General features: G+C 65.4%; 15 protein-coding genes. 12 read left to right on the top strand and 3 right to left on the bottom strand.

Going from position 1 to position 15,345, the window contains the following annotated elements; translation table 11 throughout:
* Nucleotides 1–17 precede the first annotated feature (17 nt).
* A complete protein-coding gene (locus tag QQK18_RS00710) occupies nucleotides 18–1,052 on the bottom strand; it encodes a GlxA family transcriptional regulator (protein WP_284338355.1) in 1,035 nt (344 codons plus the stop codon).
* A gap of 300 nt (nucleotides 1,053–1,352) precedes the next feature.
* Between QQK18_RS00710 and QQK18_RS00705 the strand changes: the two genes are divergently transcribed.
* The 4 genes from QQK18_RS00705 (at nucleotide 1,353) to QQK18_RS00690 (ending at nucleotide 3,831) form a co-directional block, all read left to right on the top strand.
* The gene (locus tag QQK18_RS00705) at nucleotides 1,353–1,496 is read left to right on the top strand and encodes a hypothetical protein (protein ID WP_284338354.1); all 144 of its coding nucleotides are present in this window, start codon (nucleotides 1,353–1,355) and stop codon (nucleotides 1,494–1,496) included.
* A 21-nt stretch (nucleotides 1,497–1,517) separates the two neighbouring features.
* Entirely contained in the window at nucleotides 1,518–2,615 is a 1,098-nt protein-coding gene (locus QQK18_RS00700; RefSeq protein ID WP_284338353.1) for a class I SAM-dependent methyltransferase, read from the top strand.
* A gap of 276 nt (nucleotides 2,616–2,891) precedes the next feature.
* A complete protein-coding gene (locus QQK18_RS00695) occupies nucleotides 2,892–3,332 on the top strand; it encodes a carboxymuconolactone decarboxylase family protein (RefSeq protein ID WP_284338352.1) in 441 nt (146 codons plus the stop codon).
* Nucleotides 3,333–3,438: 106 nt separating this feature from the next.
* Nucleotides 3,439–3,831, top strand: coding sequence for a nuclear transport factor 2 family protein (locus QQK18_RS00690; RefSeq protein WP_284338351.1), 393 nt, complete (start codon nucleotides 3,439–3,441; stop codon nucleotides 3,829–3,831).
* Here QQK18_RS00690 and QQK18_RS00685 read toward each other — a convergent pair.
* Entirely contained in the window at nucleotides 3,809–4,375 is a 567-nt protein-coding gene (locus QQK18_RS00685; RefSeq protein WP_284338350.1) for a dihydrofolate reductase family protein, read from the bottom strand. The two genes, QQK18_RS00690 and QQK18_RS00685, sit on opposite strands and share 23 nt — an antisense overlap.
* A 172-nt stretch (nucleotides 4,376–4,547) precedes the next feature.
* Here QQK18_RS00685 and QQK18_RS00680 point away from each other — a divergent pair, with 172 nt between their 5' ends.
* The 8 genes from QQK18_RS00680 to QQK18_RS00645 all read left to right on the top strand — a co-directional run bounded on the left by QQK18_RS00680 (nucleotide 4,548) and on the right by QQK18_RS00645 (nucleotide 14,861).
* Nucleotides 4,548–5,420, top strand: coding sequence for an alpha/beta fold hydrolase (locus tag QQK18_RS00680; protein ID WP_284338349.1), 873 nt, complete (start codon nucleotides 4,548–4,550; stop codon nucleotides 5,418–5,420).
* Between the two features lie 134 nt (nucleotides 5,421–5,554).
* The gene (locus QQK18_RS00675) at nucleotides 5,555–6,805 is read left to right on the top strand and encodes a hypothetical protein (RefSeq protein WP_284338348.1); all 1,251 of its coding nucleotides are present in this window, start codon (nucleotides 5,555–5,557) and stop codon (nucleotides 6,803–6,805) included.
* A 5-nt stretch (nucleotides 6,806–6,810) separates the two neighbouring features.
* Nucleotides 6,811–7,755 carry a UbiA family prenyltransferase gene (locus QQK18_RS00670; RefSeq protein ID WP_284338347.1) on the top strand — a complete coding sequence of 315 codons (945 nt, stop codon included), beginning with the start codon at nucleotides 6,811–6,813 and terminating at the stop codon, nucleotides 7,753–7,755.
* The gene (locus QQK18_RS00665; protein ID WP_284338346.1) at nucleotides 7,752–10,211 is read left to right on the top strand and encodes a PEP/pyruvate-binding domain-containing protein; all 2,460 of its coding nucleotides are present in this window, start codon (nucleotides 7,752–7,754) and stop codon (nucleotides 10,209–10,211) included. The genes QQK18_RS00670 and QQK18_RS00665 overlap by 4 nt, the downstream gene beginning before the upstream one ends.
* Nucleotides 10,208–11,305, top strand: coding sequence for a BtaA family protein (locus QQK18_RS00660; RefSeq protein ID WP_284338345.1), 1,098 nt, complete (start codon nucleotides 10,208–10,210; stop codon nucleotides 11,303–11,305). Before QQK18_RS00665 ends, QQK18_RS00660 begins: the two co-directional genes overlap by 4 nt.
* On the top strand, nucleotides 11,302–12,603 hold the full coding sequence (locus QQK18_RS00655) for a diacylglycerol/polyprenol kinase family protein (RefSeq protein ID WP_284338344.1): 1,302 nt from the start codon (nucleotides 11,302–11,304) through the stop codon (nucleotides 12,601–12,603). The genes QQK18_RS00660 and QQK18_RS00655 overlap by 4 nt, the downstream gene beginning before the upstream one ends.
* Nucleotides 12,600–13,439, top strand: a complete 840-nt coding sequence (locus tag QQK18_RS00650; protein WP_284338343.1) for a hypothetical protein — start codon at nucleotides 12,600–12,602, stop codon at nucleotides 13,437–13,439. Before QQK18_RS00655 ends, QQK18_RS00650 begins: the two co-directional genes overlap by 4 nt.
* 3 nt (nucleotides 13,440–13,442) lie before the next feature.
* On the top strand, nucleotides 13,443–14,861 hold the full coding sequence (locus tag QQK18_RS00645; protein ID WP_284338342.1) for an AMP-binding protein: 1,419 nt from the start codon (nucleotides 13,443–13,445) through the stop codon (nucleotides 14,859–14,861).
* A gap of 9 nt (nucleotides 14,862–14,870) precedes the next feature.
* Here the strand turns inward: QQK18_RS00645 and QQK18_RS00640 are convergent, their stop codons facing one another.
* Entirely contained in the window at nucleotides 14,871–15,278 is a 408-nt protein-coding gene (locus QQK18_RS00640) for a DUF1761 domain-containing protein (protein ID WP_284338341.1), read from the bottom strand.
* Between the last annotated feature and the right edge of the window lie 67 nt (nucleotides 15,279–15,345).

The following is a 15,345-nucleotide window of genomic DNA, read 5'->3' as shown; positions in this document are numbered from 1 at the left end:
CCCGCCTGCAGATGCGCTCACAGCGCCGGCGGAGCGGCCGCGGCTACGCGCACGAACTCGGGGATGCGGAAGCGGCGGCGGTAGTCGCCGGGGGCGAGGCCCGTCAGGCGTCGGAACAGGCGCCGGAACGAGGCGGCGTCCTCGTAGCCGACCTCGCGGCCGATCGCATCGACCGGGGCGGCGTCGGTCTCGAGCATTTGCTTGGCCTCCTCGATGCGCAGCGCCTGCACATAGGCGAGCGGCGAATAGCCGGTTGCTGCCCGGAACCGGCGGTCGAAGGTGCGCTTGGGCAGGCCCGACACGCGCGCCACCTCGGCGATGACATCGGCGTGCGCATAATTGTCGCCAAGCCAGCTCTGGCACTTGAGGATGACGGCATCGCCATGGACGACGTTGACGGCCATGGAGGCATAGGGCAGCTGCCCGTCGCGGTGCCACTGGTAGAGGAAGAACCGAGACATGCGGATGGCTTCCTCGCCGCTGCCATAGCGGGCAACGAGCAGGAGAGCGAGGTCCTGCCAGGAGGAGGCACCGCCGCAGGCGATAATCCGGTGGCCGTCGCCGGTCTGCACCAGGATGCGGTCCTCGTGCAGGCGCACATCGGGGAACTCGCGTCGAAAGACCGGGACGTGGCTCCAATGCGTCGTGGTCTCACGCCCGGAAAGGAGCCCAGCGGCGGCCAGCACCAAAGAACCGCCGCAGGCCGAGCAGATCAGGGCGCCCTGGCGGTGCATCCTGGCGATCCAGTCGATGAGACGGCGATCGAGGGCGTGCAGTTCCTCCGACGTCAGGACGATCACATTGGGCACGAAGACGATGTCTGTATGCCCGATATCGTCGATCGAATCCTGCGGAACGATGCTGACGCCGGTAATGAGCTCGAGCGGCCCGGGCTCGGCCGCAACGATACGCGGTTCGAACAGCGGCTCCGCCGGCGGCTCGCCTGGCGGGTTCTTATAAAACGTCCCCGCCGCCCAAAGCGTATCGAAGACGCCGTAGACGATCGAAGGGTCGCATTCGCGAAAGACCACGATGCTGACGCGCTTTGGCACGGGCTATCCGTCCTCCCTAGAACGCGATGCGATTCTGATTGAATCAAATCGCACGCTTCTCACCTTTGTTGTCGCGGGATGCTTCGCGAAACCGGTCCTACCTTCTCGGATCCCATTCCAGTTGCTGAGTGGTCGCGTCTTCTAACCGCAAAAGTGGCATCCGCTTTTTGCCGAAAAGCTCCAGTTGGCTCATCTCGCACGGTTCCGGCCATTGTGCCTCTCTCGCGCGGACTGCGCCCCGTCTATTCCCACGCCTCCATGTGCCGACGGCACGACTACGAATGGAATGGACGGATGACTATGACGAGACTCGAACCGCGGCTCAAGGCGCATCCTTACGCCCCCGCAGCCGATCGGCCGGCAACAGGGCGCCTGCGGCGCCCGATCCAGGCCCGACCAACTGCCACAACCCTCAACACGCAAGGCGAGGCTCAGCTCTTCTGAGCGGTCTCGATAGGAGCAACCATGAACCACATCCACCACGATGGACACACCCACGACCACGCCGCCTTCGATGCGGCCAAGCTCGATGCGCTGGTCGCTCGTGCCTTCGGCGATCTTTCGGCCGGCTATGGCGGCATCATGATCAGCCTGGGCAACCGGCTCGGGCTATACAAGGCCATGGCCGGTGCCGGACCGCTGACCGCCCTTCAGGTCGCCGACCGCGCCCGCTGCGCCGAGCGCTATGTGCGCGAATGGCTCAACTCGCAGGTGGCGGGCGGATACGTCGCTTTCCATCCGGACAGCAACACCTATGAGCTGACCCGCGAGCAGGCGATGGTGCTGGCCGATGAGGACAGCCCCGCATTCTTTCCCACGGCATGGGCGGTTCCCGCCTCGATGTGGGCCGACGAGGACAAGGCCGTCGAGGCCTTCCGCACCGGCAAGGGCATCGCTTGGGGCGACCATGACGGACGGCTCTCCTGTGGGGTGGCCTCGTTCTACCGCAATGCTTACAAGGCGAGTCTCGTCTCGCAATGGCTGCCGGCACTCGACGGCGTCGTCGACAAGCTCAACGCCGGGGGCCTCGTTGCCGATATCGGCTGCGGCCACGGCCACTCGACGGTTTTGATGGCCGACGCCTTTCCGGCCTCGCAGTTCCGCGGCTTCGACAATCACCAGGCGTCGTTGGTCGAGGCGCGCAAAGTCGCGGGTGAAGCGGGCGTCGCGGATCGGGCGAGTTTTTCGGAAGCGCGGGCCGACACCTATCCCGGCACGGGGTACGACCTCATCTGCTTCTTCGATGCGCTGCACGACATGGGAGATCCGGTCGCGGCGGCCGAGCATGCCGCCCAGGCGCTGGCGCCCGACGGCGCGGTGATGCTGGTCGAGCCCTTCGCCAACGACCGGGTCGAAGACAACGTCTCGGCCGTGGCGCGGCTCTACTATGCCGCATCGACGACCATCTGCGTTGCCCATTCGATCGCCGACGGCGGTCACCTGGTGCTCGGCGCCCAGGCCGGCGAGGCGCGGCTGGCGGAGGTTTTCCGCAAGGCAGGCTTCACCCGCTTCCGCCGCGCGTTCGAAACGCCGTTCAACCTGATCCTCGAGGCGCGCCTTTGAGACAGAAGATCACGGCGGGGACGCAACAGGACCGCGTCGCGGTCCGCGCCCCCGCCGGCAGCAACGGCGCTGCACCTCCCGTAGGCCTGGGCGGCTGACGACAAGCTTTCCATCCACAACGAGACATCGCCCGCTGGAGCTTTTGCCGTTCTGACCGAGTCAGAACGGAAGCTCTACTGATTCACCGGGCGATTTACCGGCTCCGCCGCGTGAAGGGGCGCGCGGGGACGGAGAAGCTTTGCCCCTTCGAACGCAAGACTGAAACAGGAAAGACTCATGAAGAAGACTATCGCAATCGTGGCGATCACCGTTATGACCGCGTTCGCCGCGCCCTTCACCGTCGCGCAGGAGTTGCCGACGGCCGAAGAGACCTACCAGGAAATCGAGGCGGCGATCGGCATCGTGCCGCGCCACTTCAAGGCCTATCCCCCATCGGCGGTCGCAGGCGCCTGGGCCATGACCAAGGGGCTCGACGTCGGCGAGGACGCCGCGCTCGAACCCAAGACGCGCTCGCTGATCAACCTGGCTGTGGCCGCGCAGATCCCGTGCCGCTACTGCATCTGGCTCGAGACCAAGATGGCCAAGGATCGCGGAGCCTCCGATGCGGAGGTCGCCGAAGCCGTGGCGCTGGCCGGCTATGTCCGCCACTGGAGCGCCGTGATCAACGGCCTGCAGATCGACCTCGAGACCTTCAAGGCCGAGTTCGGCGGCGAATGATCGCTTTCGGCAACGCCCGGTGCCATGCGCCGGGCGTTGCTTCACACCTTACGGCTTTGGCAGTATCTCGGATCTTAGCTCAACCCCGCAAAACCGTGGGCACGCCATGCATACCGAAATTGTCGCCTCCTATATGCAATCCTGGCTGGACCAGGACGAGACGCGCTTCCTCAGTCTCCTTTCACCCGATGTCCTGATCGTTGAGAGCTATGGCCCGACTTATCGAGGGCATGCAGAATGCTCTGCCTGGTTCCGGGGATGGCACGGATCGCCCGCATTCGGACGCGTGACACGGTGGGAGCTGGGGCGTTGCTATGTCGACGAAAAACGCTCGGCGGTATTCTGCGAATGGGACTTTGAATGCGTATACGAGGGAAAGACCGGCGGGTTTCTCGGAGCAAGTCTTTATCTCGTTCGCGATCGTCTGGTGACTGAACTGCGCGAGTATAAGACCGAGCGCGAGCAGTTTCGCCCTATCAATTTGGCCGGTAGACCATGAGTGTGGCGCCGCTTGGGAAGGGGGTGACCTCCACGCGCTCGAGGTCCACCCGCTCATCGATGCGCTCGAACAGCCGCCGCCCGCCTCCGACGAGCACCGGATGGACAAGAAGGTGGTACTCGTCGACCAGTCCCATCTTCGCCAATTGCTGGAGCACCCCGACGCTACCGTACATCACGATGTTCTTGCCCGTACCTGCCTTGAGATCTGCAACCGCATGGGTAGAGAGCTCCGCAAGGATCGACGCGTCCTTCCAGATGGTGTCCTTGAGCGTCCGCGACACCACGACCTTGTGCAGCTCATCGACCTTCTGGCCGTAGGCTTGCTCCCACGCCGGCGCATCGGGGTTCCTTGCCGTCGCCGGCCAGTATCCGGCGAAATCGAGATAGGTCTGCCGCCCGAGCATCAACGTATTGGCATCGCTGACGAGGCCGATCTCGTATTGGCTCATGTGGTCGTCGCCCCGGATCCAGTCCATCTCGCCCTCCGGCCCATCGACATAGCCATCGAGAGTGATCCAGGCCGAGTAAATCAGTTTTCTCACTTTGGATTGTCCCTGTCTGAGGGTCCGACCGTCCTCCCGCCGGTCGGTTAAGCATAAACTTAACTGATGATGCTCTGCCATGCAAGTGGACGGGTTTCTGATCGGCTCCCCTTGTCCGTCCGGCCTCTCGTAACTATCGGTAAGAGGGGTAGGGATCGAACTGGGAGTGGTCATGCTCGACGCCGAGGGTGCTGTCGCCATCCATCTTCATCAGGTGACCGGCGCCGGAAGCGTGCCGCTGGTCTACCGGGAATATCTGCCTTCCAGCGCGGCGCGCGCCGATGTGTTTCTGGTTCATGGGCTGGCCTCTTCCGGGGCGCAGTTCGAAGCAGAGGCATTGCGTTTTGCCCGCCAGGGGTACCGGGTGCTGGTGCCGGACCTGCGCGGTCACGGCGCTTCGGGCGTGCCGCAGGGATCGATCCAGAAAGCCGATTTCGCTCCGGCGGTCATGGCGGCCGACATGATCGAAGTGCTGGATCATGCCGGTGCGCGGGAGGTCCACTGGGTGGGCAATTCGTTGGGGGGCATCCTGGCGCTGTACCTGCTGGGGACGGCCCATCGTGACCGCATCCGAACCCTGACGCTGTTTGGAACCTGCTTTTCCATGAACCTGCCGGCCCGGGTGTCGCAGGTGCTGCGTCTCACCTTCCTGCCGGGCGCAGGCGTAACCGGATGGATCACTGCGCTGACTACGACCGGCAACCCTGCGGGCCGTCGGGCCATAGCGGCGGCCATCGCGCAATTCAACGTCGAGGCCGGCGCCGCCATTGCCGCCAATGTGCGCAACTATGATTTCGTTGCCAATGCCCTGGCTTTCAACCGGCCGCTGCTGGTGCTGTGGGGCGGGCGCGACCATGCGGTCAACCTCGGCCTCAAGGCCGACATCGGCAAGTTTGCCGGCAGGGCGAATTTCCGGCGCGTCGACCTGCCGTTCGGCGGCCATTGCTCCAATTTCGACATGCCCGAAGAATTCAGTGCTGCCCTCGCCACGCATTGGGCAGGCGTCAACGCCGAAGACATGCATCCCGCAAACGCAGGCGGGTGAGTATTTTCTAAATCATTCCAGTGGTTACTGTGCGCGATCGCTGAGTTTCCGACACATGATTGAGCAAGACGGGAATGCGTCGCGTACGCGGGGAGGAATAGCTGGCCAATCTCATCCCGGGGACTGTGCTGCGCATGCTGGAGCGGTTGCGCAGCCGTTCCGAACACACCGATTTTTCCGCACAGCTGGCGGCGTCGGCCGAACGCCAATTGCCGGCGCGCATCCGGCCGCGCCAGAAGGCGAGCGCCGAAACGGCCCGGGCCCTGTGGACGCAGTTGCGGGCCCAGAGCTCGGCGCGCGCCGAGGATGAAGATGCCATCGCCGACACTGAAAGTCTGGCGCTGGCCGAAACCTATGGGCGCAACATCGAGAACTTCATCGGTACGGTGAAACTTCCGGTGGGCGTCGTCGGGCCGCTGCGCATCAATGGCCTCAACGCCGTCGGGGATTATTACGTCCCGCTCGCCACCACCGAGGCGGCCCTGGTGGCATCCTACGGACGCGGCATGGAAGTGACCGCTCAGGCCGGCGGCGTTACCTCGGCGATGATCGGGGAGGGGGTGCTGCGCACGCCCGCCTTCGTCTTTGCCGATATGGTGCAGGCGGGTCGTTTCATCGACTGGGTCGCCGGCAATGCCGAAACGCTGAGAACCGTGGCCGAGGCGACGACGCGGCATGGCAAGCTCGTTACCATCGAACCATTCATGGATAGCGACACGGTGTTCCTCATCTGCCGCTACAGCACGGGCGATGCGGCAGGCCAGAACATGGTGACCGTCGCGACGCAGGCGTTGTGCGCCCATATCATCGAACACGGACCGGTCAAGCCGCGCCACTGGTTCATTGAAGGCAATTTCTCGGGCGACAAGAAGGCATCCTATCTTGGCCTGCACATGGGCCGGGGCCGCAAGGTGACCGCAAGCATCGAGCTGCCGGACGGCCTGATCCGCAAATGCCTGCATGTCGAGCCCGAGGCGATGCTGGCCTATGGGCGGGTGGCAGCGCTCGGTTCCACCCTCAGCGGTCAGCTGGGGACGCAGGCCCATTATGCCAATGGCCTGGCGGCACTCTATATCGCCACGGGCCAGGATGCGGCGTGCGTCGCAGAGTCGGCGGTCGGCTTCACCCGGGCGGAGCGGCGCGACGGGTCGATATTCTTCTCGGTCACCATGCCCAACATCGTGGTGGGATCGGTCGGCGGCGGCACCGGCTTGCCGAGCCAGTCGGCGGCGCTGGGGCTGATGGGGCTCAAGGGCGCGGGCAAGGCTGCAGCGCTCGCCGAAGTGGTCGGGGCGCTCTGCCTTTGCGGTGAGATCTCCATCATCGCCGCCATCGCCGCGGGCCATTTCACCCGTGCCCATGCCAAACTGGCGCGGCTGCGGTGATGCCGGTGGCAGCGACCCATCCGCAGGCCTCGGCGAGCCTCTGGCAGCGCCTCTGGCTCTACCAGGCCGAGCGTTTTCCGCTGGGCAGGACGGCGCTGCTGCTCGCGGCCTTCTCGGCCTCGAGCATCAGTGTCTCGGCGCATCTTGCCGAGAGGCCGCTGCCGCACCTCAGCATCTTCGCGGCGGCCTGGCTGGTCGCCGTGATCTTCTTTTTTCAGTTGCGTGCCTGCGACGAATACAAGGACCTCGAGGATGATCGGGCCTACCGGCCGGAGCGACCGATTCCCTCGGGCCTGGTCAGCCTGCGGCTGATCCTCTCGATTGCCGCTTTGGCGGTGGTGCCGGCCATTGCGCTCACCTTGACCATCACTCCGGCGCTGCTGGTGCCGCTGGCGCTGGTCTGGGTGTGGCTGGGATTGATGACGGCCGAGTTCTTCATGCCCGCGTGGCTCAAGGCGCGGCCCTTCGTTTACCTCGTGTCGCACATGGCGATCATGGCGCTGATCGATCTCTACCTGACCGGAGCTGAGTGGGTGCCCCACAGCCTGTTGCCGCCGGCCGGCATGTGGGCGTTCCTGGCGCTGAGCCTCATCAACGGCTGCGTGCTGGAGATTGGGCGCAAGACGTGGGCGCCAGAAAGTGAGCGGCCTGGGGTCGAGACCTATTCCGCGCTACTTGGACATGACCGAGCAGCCCGGCTTTGGCTGGCGACATGCGTGGTCGCCTGGCTGCTTCTCCTCGCGGTCGGCGCCATGGTCGGATCGCCCTTGATCGTGGGCGGGGGGAGCGCCGTTGTCCTCGCCGCCATTGCCACAACCGTGCGAACTTTCATGCGCAAACCCACGCAAGCGGTGCAGCGCCGCATCGACACCCTTGCCGGCGTCTGGGTTCTGGCCTGCTATGTGCTCGCCGGCTTCGCGCCCTTCCTGCCACAGGTAATTGCACCATGACCGAGCGGTTTCATGACATGAGCCCCGCCCGGACTGCGCAGGTCGTTGGCGGCAAGGCTGCGGTGTTGATGGATCTGGTGGAGATGGGTTTCGATGTTCCCGCCTTCCTGGTGGTGACGCCTGACGCCTTCGCAGATCGCAAGCTTGCCGATGAGCAGGCTGCCGCCTTGATCGGCAAACTGCCGCAACTGGGCCCCGGACCCTATGCCGTCCGTTCTTCGGCGCGCGAGGAGGATGGCAAGAGCCATTCCCATGCCGGTCAATTCCTGTCGGTGCTGGAGGTTATAGCCGGCGATGTCCCGCAGGCGGCGGCCCGCGTGCTCGCCAGCGGACTTGCAGACAATGTCGCCGGATATCGGGCTGCGCAAGGGCTCGCTAGCGATGGCGGCCTGCCGGCGGTGCTGGTCCAGCAGATGGTCGATGCCCGCTGCGCTGGTGTGGCATTCACCGCCGATCCGGTCAGCGGCCGGACCGACCGGATCGTCGTTTCGGCTATTGAGGGCCTCGGGGACCGGCTCGTCGGTGGCGAGGAGGACGGCCAGACTTATGACATGGACAAGGCTACGGGCGCCGTCGCCGCCATGCCGGAAGATGCGGTGCTGACCCGGAACGACCTGCAGGCTCTTTCTGACCTCAGCCAGAAACTCGAGACCGCGCTGGGTGGTCCGCAGGATTTTGAATGGGCGTTCGAGGGCGAGCGCCTGCTTCTGCTGCAGGCCCGGCCCATCACCACGAGGCTGCGCGTGCCGCCGGTCAACGACGACACCCTATTGGTCTTCGACAATTCCAATATCGTCGAAAGCTATCCCGGACTCGTCTCGCCGCTGACCTATAGTTTCGCCCAATACGCCTATGCGCGGGTCTATCGCGCCTTCGTGCGGCTTGTCGGGGTCCGCGAGGACGTGGTGCGCGAGAACGCGGCCGTGTTCGACAACATGCTCTCGCGCATCGACGGCAGGGTCTACTACAATCTCGGCAACTGGTACCGTGCTTTGGCGCTGCTGCCGGGCTTTTCCGCCAATCGCGGTTATATGGAAACGATGATGGGGGTCAACGAGCCCCTGCCGGCCGAGTTCGTCGCCGCCATGGCGCCACCACCGGCCGGAGCCCTGGCGCGCCTTAGCGAGGGGCTGCGCGTCGCCGCTGTCGGGCTGCGCCTCGGCTGGGCGGCGTTGCGCCTCAATGCGACCATCAAGGATTTTTACCGGCGGCTCAATGATGCCTTGTCGGAGCCGGCGGCGAGCTATGATAGCCTGCCCGCATCCGCTCTTGTCGCACGTTACCGACGGATCGAGGCGGACCTCCTCGACCGGTGGGATGCGCCGCTCGTCAACGACTTTCTCTGCATGATCGCCTTCGGCGCCTCGCGCAAACTGCTCGAGCGCTGGGCAGGTCCTGCCGGGCTCGACCTCCACAATGAGATCATGATTGGGCAGGGCGACATGATCTCGGCCGAGCCGGCTCGCCGCATCCAGTCCATGGGGCGGCTCGCCGCGGCCGATGCGGAGCTGCGCGTGGCCCTTGCGGACGGGCGCGGCGACCGGCTCGAGACCATGCCGGTCCTGGGAGAGGCTGTTGACGACTATCTTGCCAAATTCTCCGAGCGCTGTACCGAGGAGCTCAAGCTCGAAAGCGTAACCCTCGACCGCGATCCGTCGCCGCTTTATCGCGCTATCGCGGCGGCGGCCGAAGCGCCGGCGGAAAAGTCGGGGCCTTCGGCGCAACACGTTACGCTGGCCCAGCTCTTTGCGGGCAGGCCCGTGCGCCGTGCCGTTGCCGGCCTGGCGTTGGGCTGGGCGAAGCGCCGGGTGCGTGACCGAGAGAATCTGCGGTTCGAACGCACCCGCATCTTCGGGCGGGCACGGCATCTGCTGCGGGCCGCTGGCAGGCAGTTCTACGCTGAGGGCCTGATCGAGGCCGAGGACGACGTCTTTTTCCTCACCATCGCAGAAGTGCTGGGCGCCATTGAAGGCTTTGCAGTCGACCAGGACCTGGCGGCCATCGTGCGGTTGCGTAAGCAGGAGGCAGCGGCAGCGGAGGCGCGTCCCGATCCCGGCGAGCGCCTGCTGGTGCGCGGTGGCGCAGTTGCCGGTTTGCGCTCGCTGGTGCCGGCGGGACCGCGCGAGCACGATACGGCCCGCGAGCGGCGTGGTACGGGGTGCAGTGCCGGCAGGATCACCGCGGTGGCGCGGGTGGTGCGCGATCCACGGGCAGAGGGTCTGCAGCGCGGGGAGATCCTGGTGGCGCGTCATACCGATCCCGGTTGGATCGCCATTTTCAGCAATGCCGCGGCCATCGTCGTCGAACGCGGCAGCCTGCTGTCGCATTCGGCCATCGTCGCGCGGGAGCTGGGCATTCCCTGCGTCGTCGGCCTCAAGGGGGCAATGGACTGGATCGAGGACGGCGAGACCATCGAGGTGGACGGCGCCACCGGTCAGGTGCGGAAACTGCCATGACTGGTGCCGATATAGCCGGCCGTGCTCGGTTCGACGACATCCGCTATGCCCAGCTGTGGGAAGATGCCGATGTGCTGGTGGAGGCCCTGGCGAACTCGCCGGGCGCCACCCTGGTCTCGATCGCCTCGGCCGGCGACAATGCACTGGCCATGCTGCTGCTCGATCCGGCGCGGGTCGTGGCGATCGATCTGTCGCCGGCCCAGATCGCATGCCTGTCCATCCGCATCGCCGCCTACAAACGGCTCGACCACCCCGGTTTTCTGGAATTGATGGGGTCGCGTCGCTCTACGCGCCGTGGCGAGCTCCTGAGCGAGGTTGCAGCCGGGCTCGACACATCCGACCAAGCTTTCTGGTCGGCGCGGCGCGATGACGTCATCGCCCAAGGGTTGGGTGGCGTCGGCAAGTTCGAGAACTATTTCCGGCTCTTTCGCACCTATATCCTGCCTTTGGCGCAGAGCCGCGCCGCGATCGACGAGGTGTTCCGCTCCAAGCCGAAATCCGAACGCGAGGCGTTCTTCGATCGGCGCTGGAACAACTGGCGCTGGCGGCTGGCGCTGACGCTGTTCTTTTCCAATGCCGTCATGGGGTGGTTGGGACGCGATCCGGCCTTCTTCGATCATGTCGAAGGGTCCCTCGCCGACCACGTCGCCCGCCGGCTGCGCCATGCCGGGGTGGACCTCGACCCCGCGGACAACCCCTATCTGCACTGGATATTGAAGGGCGACCACGGGACGGCGTTGCCGCTGGCGTGGCGGGCGGAACATTTCGACACCATCCGCGACCGCGTCGACCGGCTCGAGCTGCGCTGCGGCGCGCTGGAGGCGTTCGTTGCCACCGGCGAGAAGGCTGACGGTTTCAACCTCTCCGACATCTTCGAATATATGGACGAGGACGTGTTCGCGTCCGTCTATGGCGCGATCCTTGAAGCGGCGAAACCCGGCGCGCGGCTGGTCTACTGGAACATGATGGTGCCGCGGCGCGCGCCACGCCAATGGGCCGGCCGGGTCGAACGGCTCGAGGCCGTCGAGGCGGCGGGCAAGGCGCACGACAAGGCCTTCTTCTATTCCGACTTCGTCGTGGAGCGGGTGCGGTGAGCCTGACGATCGCCGACGGCTTGCTGATCGCGGCCATTCTCGTTGCCATCCCCGCCTTGATGCTGCTGGTGCGGATCCTCGGGCGGCGGTTCAGCTGGGATCCCGAGGTCAGCCGCAAGCTCGTCCACGTGGCGACCGGCTGCCTGGCGCTGACCTTTCCGCTGCTGTTCTCCAACCCGCTGCCGGTGCTGGTGCTGCTGGCGATCGCCATCCCGTTGATGTTCGCCATCCGCCGCGGTCTCCTGGGTCCGGTGGGATCGGCGCTGCACGGGGTCGAGCGCCACTCCCATGGCGAGATCTACCTGGCGCTCGCCATCGCCATCACCTTCCTGCGGGCGGGGGAGCAGCCGGTCCTCTATGTCCTCCCCATTCTGGTCATCACCCTTTCCGACACCGCCGCAGCGCTGGTCGGCACCGTCTATGCGCGTCAGCGCTTTGCGGTGGAGGGCGGGGCCAAAAGCGTCGAAGGCGTCGTCGTCTTCTTCGTCGTCACCTGGCTCACCAGCCTCATCGTTCTGGTGCTGATGTCGAACGCACCGCCGCTCAACCTGGTGCTGATCTCGATGCTGGTGGCAGCCTTCTGCGCCCTGGTCGAGGTCGATTCCTGGCGGGGCCTCGATAATCTGTTCGTGCCCATTGGCGCTTTTCTGCTGCTCGCTCAACACCTGGACAGCAGTCCGGCGGACCTGGCGGCGAGTGCGGCGGTGTTTGTCCTCTTTCTCGGCGCCGTGCTGGGGCTTGCCCCGATGCTGCGTATCCCGCTGCAGGCGGCGCGCGCCTATGCCATTTTGCTCTTTCTGATCATCTCGATCGTTTCGCTGCACAATGTCATCCTGCCGGCGTTGACCATCGCCGCGCACCTGGCCGCACAGGCGTCACGCCCCTCAAAGAGCAAACGGCCAGATTTCGACCTGCTGTTCGTTGCGGCCATAGTATCGCTGTTCTGGATGTTCGTCGGTGACGCGATGTCCCGGTCGGTGATCAGCCCCTTCAACCTCACCTTTGCCGGCGCCCTGCTGGGGTTCCTGGCCGTGGCGCTCAAGGGGTATTGGCGCCCCGCCATCGTGCCGGCGGCGATAGCAGCAAGCGCCGCGGCGCTTTGGATTGCCGAGGTCAATCTGCCTTATTCGCAGTGGTTCATGCCGACGGCGACGGAAGTCGGCGTAGCGCTGATCGTCGCTATGGTCCTGCCGCTTTTGCGTCCTTCCTGGTTCGACCAGCGGCGAAGCCTGTCTCTCTTCGGCCTGGCGATGATCGGGCCGCTGTTTCTGTGCCTCAAGGGAGTTCTGCTGCCATGACCGAACCGGAAACCGTGGCACGCCCCGGCGCTGCCCTGCGCCTCCATCGCGACGCACCCGCCTGGGGCGGGCTGGCCTGCGCCGCGGTTGGAGGCCTGGAATTCGAGGATCCCGATGCCGCCGTCGACCTGCTGAGCCAGACCATCCGCAAGGTGAAGGACGAGGGCTTCGGCGGTCTCATCGGCCCGATGGACGGTGACACCTGGCACAGCTATCGCACTATCACCCAGTCCGACGGCTCGCTCCCCTTCGCCATGGAGCCGCGCAGCGGCCGATATGATCACGCCGCGTTGGTTGCCGTGGGGTTCGAGCCGATATCGAATTACCTCTCCGCGCGTGCCCGGCTCGTCGACACAATCGGGGCCGAGCCGGTGCGCATGGAAGGCGTGTCGGTAACGGCCTGGGACGGCACCGGCGCCGAACAGCTGATCGCACGCCTCTTTGCCGTGTCGGGACAGGCCTTCGCGGGCAACCATTTCTTCAAACCGATCGGGCTCGAGGCGTTTCTCGATCTCTATCGTCCTATCCTGCCGATGCTCGACCCGCGCCATATCCTTTTTGCGCATAACGGGTCGGGCGATCTCGTCGGCTTCCTCTTCGGCTTTCCCGATCGGCTAGGTGGCGAAAAGCCCGCCGCCGTGCTCAAAACCTATGCGAGCGGGCTGCGCGGTGTCGGGCATGTGCTGGCCGATCAGTATCATCGGCGCGCCTTGGACATGGGCTATGAGGAGGTGATCCACGCCCTCATGCACGAAACCAACATATCCAGCGAGCGCAGCGCCCGCCACAACGCGCGCATCTTCCGGCGCTACGCCCTGATGGGACGCAGGCTCTAGGCGATGAACCTCATCGCCTCCTTCCTCGACACCGCTGAGCGGCACGGCGAGCGGACTGCAATCGTGGCAGGTCCTGGTGAAACGATCAGCTTTTCCCAACTCGCACGGCGGTCGGGAGCGCTGGCGCAGGGCTGGCATCGGGCCGGGCTGCGCCCAGGGGATCGCGTGCTGGTGGCGATGCCGGTCGGCATCGATCTTTACGCCGCGATTGCCGGGCTGTGGCGGCTGGGCGCCTCTATCGTCTTTCCCGAACCGGCATTGGGGTTTGCGGGTCTGCGCCACGCCGTGCGCATGACGCAGCCGCGCGCATTGCTGACATCGGGTGCCTACGGCCTGGTACGCCTCGCGGTTCCCGAGCTCTGGAGGATCGGACTGCATCTGGGGTTGGACGACGGCATGGTCGGCGACCTACTGACGAGTGTGGAAGCGGACCATCCGGCACTGATCTCCTTCACCAGCGGCTCGACCGGCAAGCCCAAGGCGATCGTGCGCACCCACGGGTTCCTCGCTGCCCAGGACGCGGCGCTCGATCCACTCATCGCGCCGCAGCGCCAGGACGAGGTGGACCTCGTCGCCTTCCCGGTCTTCGTCATCGCCAACCTTAAGCGCGGCACCACCTCGGTGCTGCCGAACTGGCGCCTGCGCCGGCCGGACCAAGCCCGAGACGCCGATATGCTGCGGCTGATGGTCGGTCAGAAGGTCACCCGCGCACTCGTGCCGCCGTCGATCGGGGAGGTCCTGGCCGGAGCCGGTGCCCTGCCGTTGCAGACGCTGTTCACCGGCGGCGGCCCGGTGTTTCCCGATCTGATCGAACGGCTTGGGAGTGCCATGCCCCCGGGGGCGGACGTCGTTTCCGTCTATGGGTCGACCGAGGCCGAGCCGATCGCCTGGCAGCCGGCCAGCGCAATATCGGCTGCCCAGTGGACCGCCATGAAAACCGGAGCGGGGCTGCTGGCGGGTCGCCCCGTTGCCTCCATAGGCCTGAAGCTGTTCGATGACGAGATCCTGGTCAGCGGCGACCACGTCAACAAAGGCTATCTCGGAGGCGAGGGCGACGCCGACAACAAGCGCAACATCGATGGCGTCATCTGGCACCGCACCGGCGATGCCGGTCGGCTCGATGCGGATGGCATGCTGTGGCTGCGCGGCCGGATCTCCGGACACTGCGCCGGGCTCTATCCCTTCGAGGTGGAAGCTCCATCACGCTTCTGGCCGGGTGTGAGGCGGTCCGCTCTGGTAGCACTCGAGGGGCGGTCGGTCTTGGCGGTGGAGGGTGATGCAGCCTGTTTGCCCGCCTGGCAGGAAGCGGCTTCGGCGTTTGGTGTCGATATGGTGGTGCCCCTCGCCCGAATTCCACTCGATCGTCGCCATCGATCCAAGATCGACCATCTGACGCTCAAGAAGCATCTGGCCGGCCAGTGAGTGGCCGAGTCAGCGCCACACCGCCAGCAGCGCCCCCATGAGGATGAGCGCGATGAGGTTGTTGCCGAGGTTGATGGCGGTCAATTGCAGCGAGCGGTTCTCGTAACCCCAGAGGGAAACGAGAACCGTGGCGATGAAGCCGAGCCAGACCCAGAAGCCGGCGAGGGCGCCGTCGAGCCAATCGGTAATGCCCGAGGCGCCGATGATGTTGGCGAGTGCGAAGGCCATGATCAGCGAGGCGATGACGTCGACAACCATGGCCTTGCCCAGCCCGGCGCGCATGGTCTCGGGCGTCACGCCCGTCAGCGCCTGCCAGGGCTTCAACAGCAGCGGCGGCGAGTACCAGGCGAAGCCGACCGCCATGCGGATGATGGCGGCGACCAGAACCGCCCAATAGTTGATTGGTATCGCGTTCATGGCCTGCCTGAGTTCACGCGGCAAGTGCAACACCTGCTAAGGTGTTGCCTGCAATGGGACAAAATTA

The organism is Devosia nitrariae, from assembly GCF_030160115.1.
GTDB lineage: Bacteria > Pseudomonadota > Alphaproteobacteria > Rhizobiales > Devosiaceae > Devosia > Devosia nitrariae.
The sequence above is the reverse complement of the archived record's forward strand: the minus strand, read 5'-3'. Positions and strand labels throughout refer to the sequence as shown.

Coding starts and splice junctions, on each gene's coding strand:
- QQK18_RS00705 (WP_284338354.1), top strand. CDS start 1,353: ATGACGAGACTCGAACCGCGGCTCAAGGCGCATCCTTACGCCCCCGCA.
- QQK18_RS00700 (WP_284338353.1), top strand. CDS start 1,518: ATGAACCACATCCACCACGATGGACACACCCACGACCACGCCGCCTTC.
- QQK18_RS00695 (WP_284338352.1), top strand. CDS start 2,892: ATGAAGAAGACTATCGCAATCGTGGCGATCACCGTTATGACCGCGTTC.
- QQK18_RS00690 (WP_284338351.1), top strand. CDS start 3,439: ATGCATACCGAAATTGTCGCCTCCTATATGCAATCCTGGCTGGACCAG.
- QQK18_RS00680 (WP_284338349.1), top strand. CDS start 4,548: ATGCTCGACGCCGAGGGTGCTGTCGCCATCCATCTTCATCAGGTGACC.
- QQK18_RS00675 (WP_284338348.1), top strand. CDS start 5,555: ATGCTGGAGCGGTTGCGCAGCCGTTCCGAACACACCGATTTTTCCGCA.
- QQK18_RS00665 (WP_284338346.1), top strand. CDS start 7,752: ATGACCGAGCGGTTTCATGACATGAGCCCCGCCCGGACTGCGCAGGTC.
- QQK18_RS00660 (WP_284338345.1), top strand. CDS start 10,208: ATGACTGGTGCCGATATAGCCGGCCGTGCTCGGTTCGACGACATCCGC.
- QQK18_RS00650 (WP_284338343.1), top strand. CDS start 12,600: ATGACCGAACCGGAAACCGTGGCACGCCCCGGCGCTGCCCTGCGCCTC.
- QQK18_RS00645 (WP_284338342.1), top strand. CDS start 13,443: ATGAACCTCATCGCCTCCTTCCTCGACACCGCTGAGCGGCACGGCGAG.
- QQK18_RS00640 (WP_284338341.1), bottom strand. CDS start 15,278: ATGAACGCGATACCAATCAACTATTGGGCGGTTCTGGTCGCCGCCATC.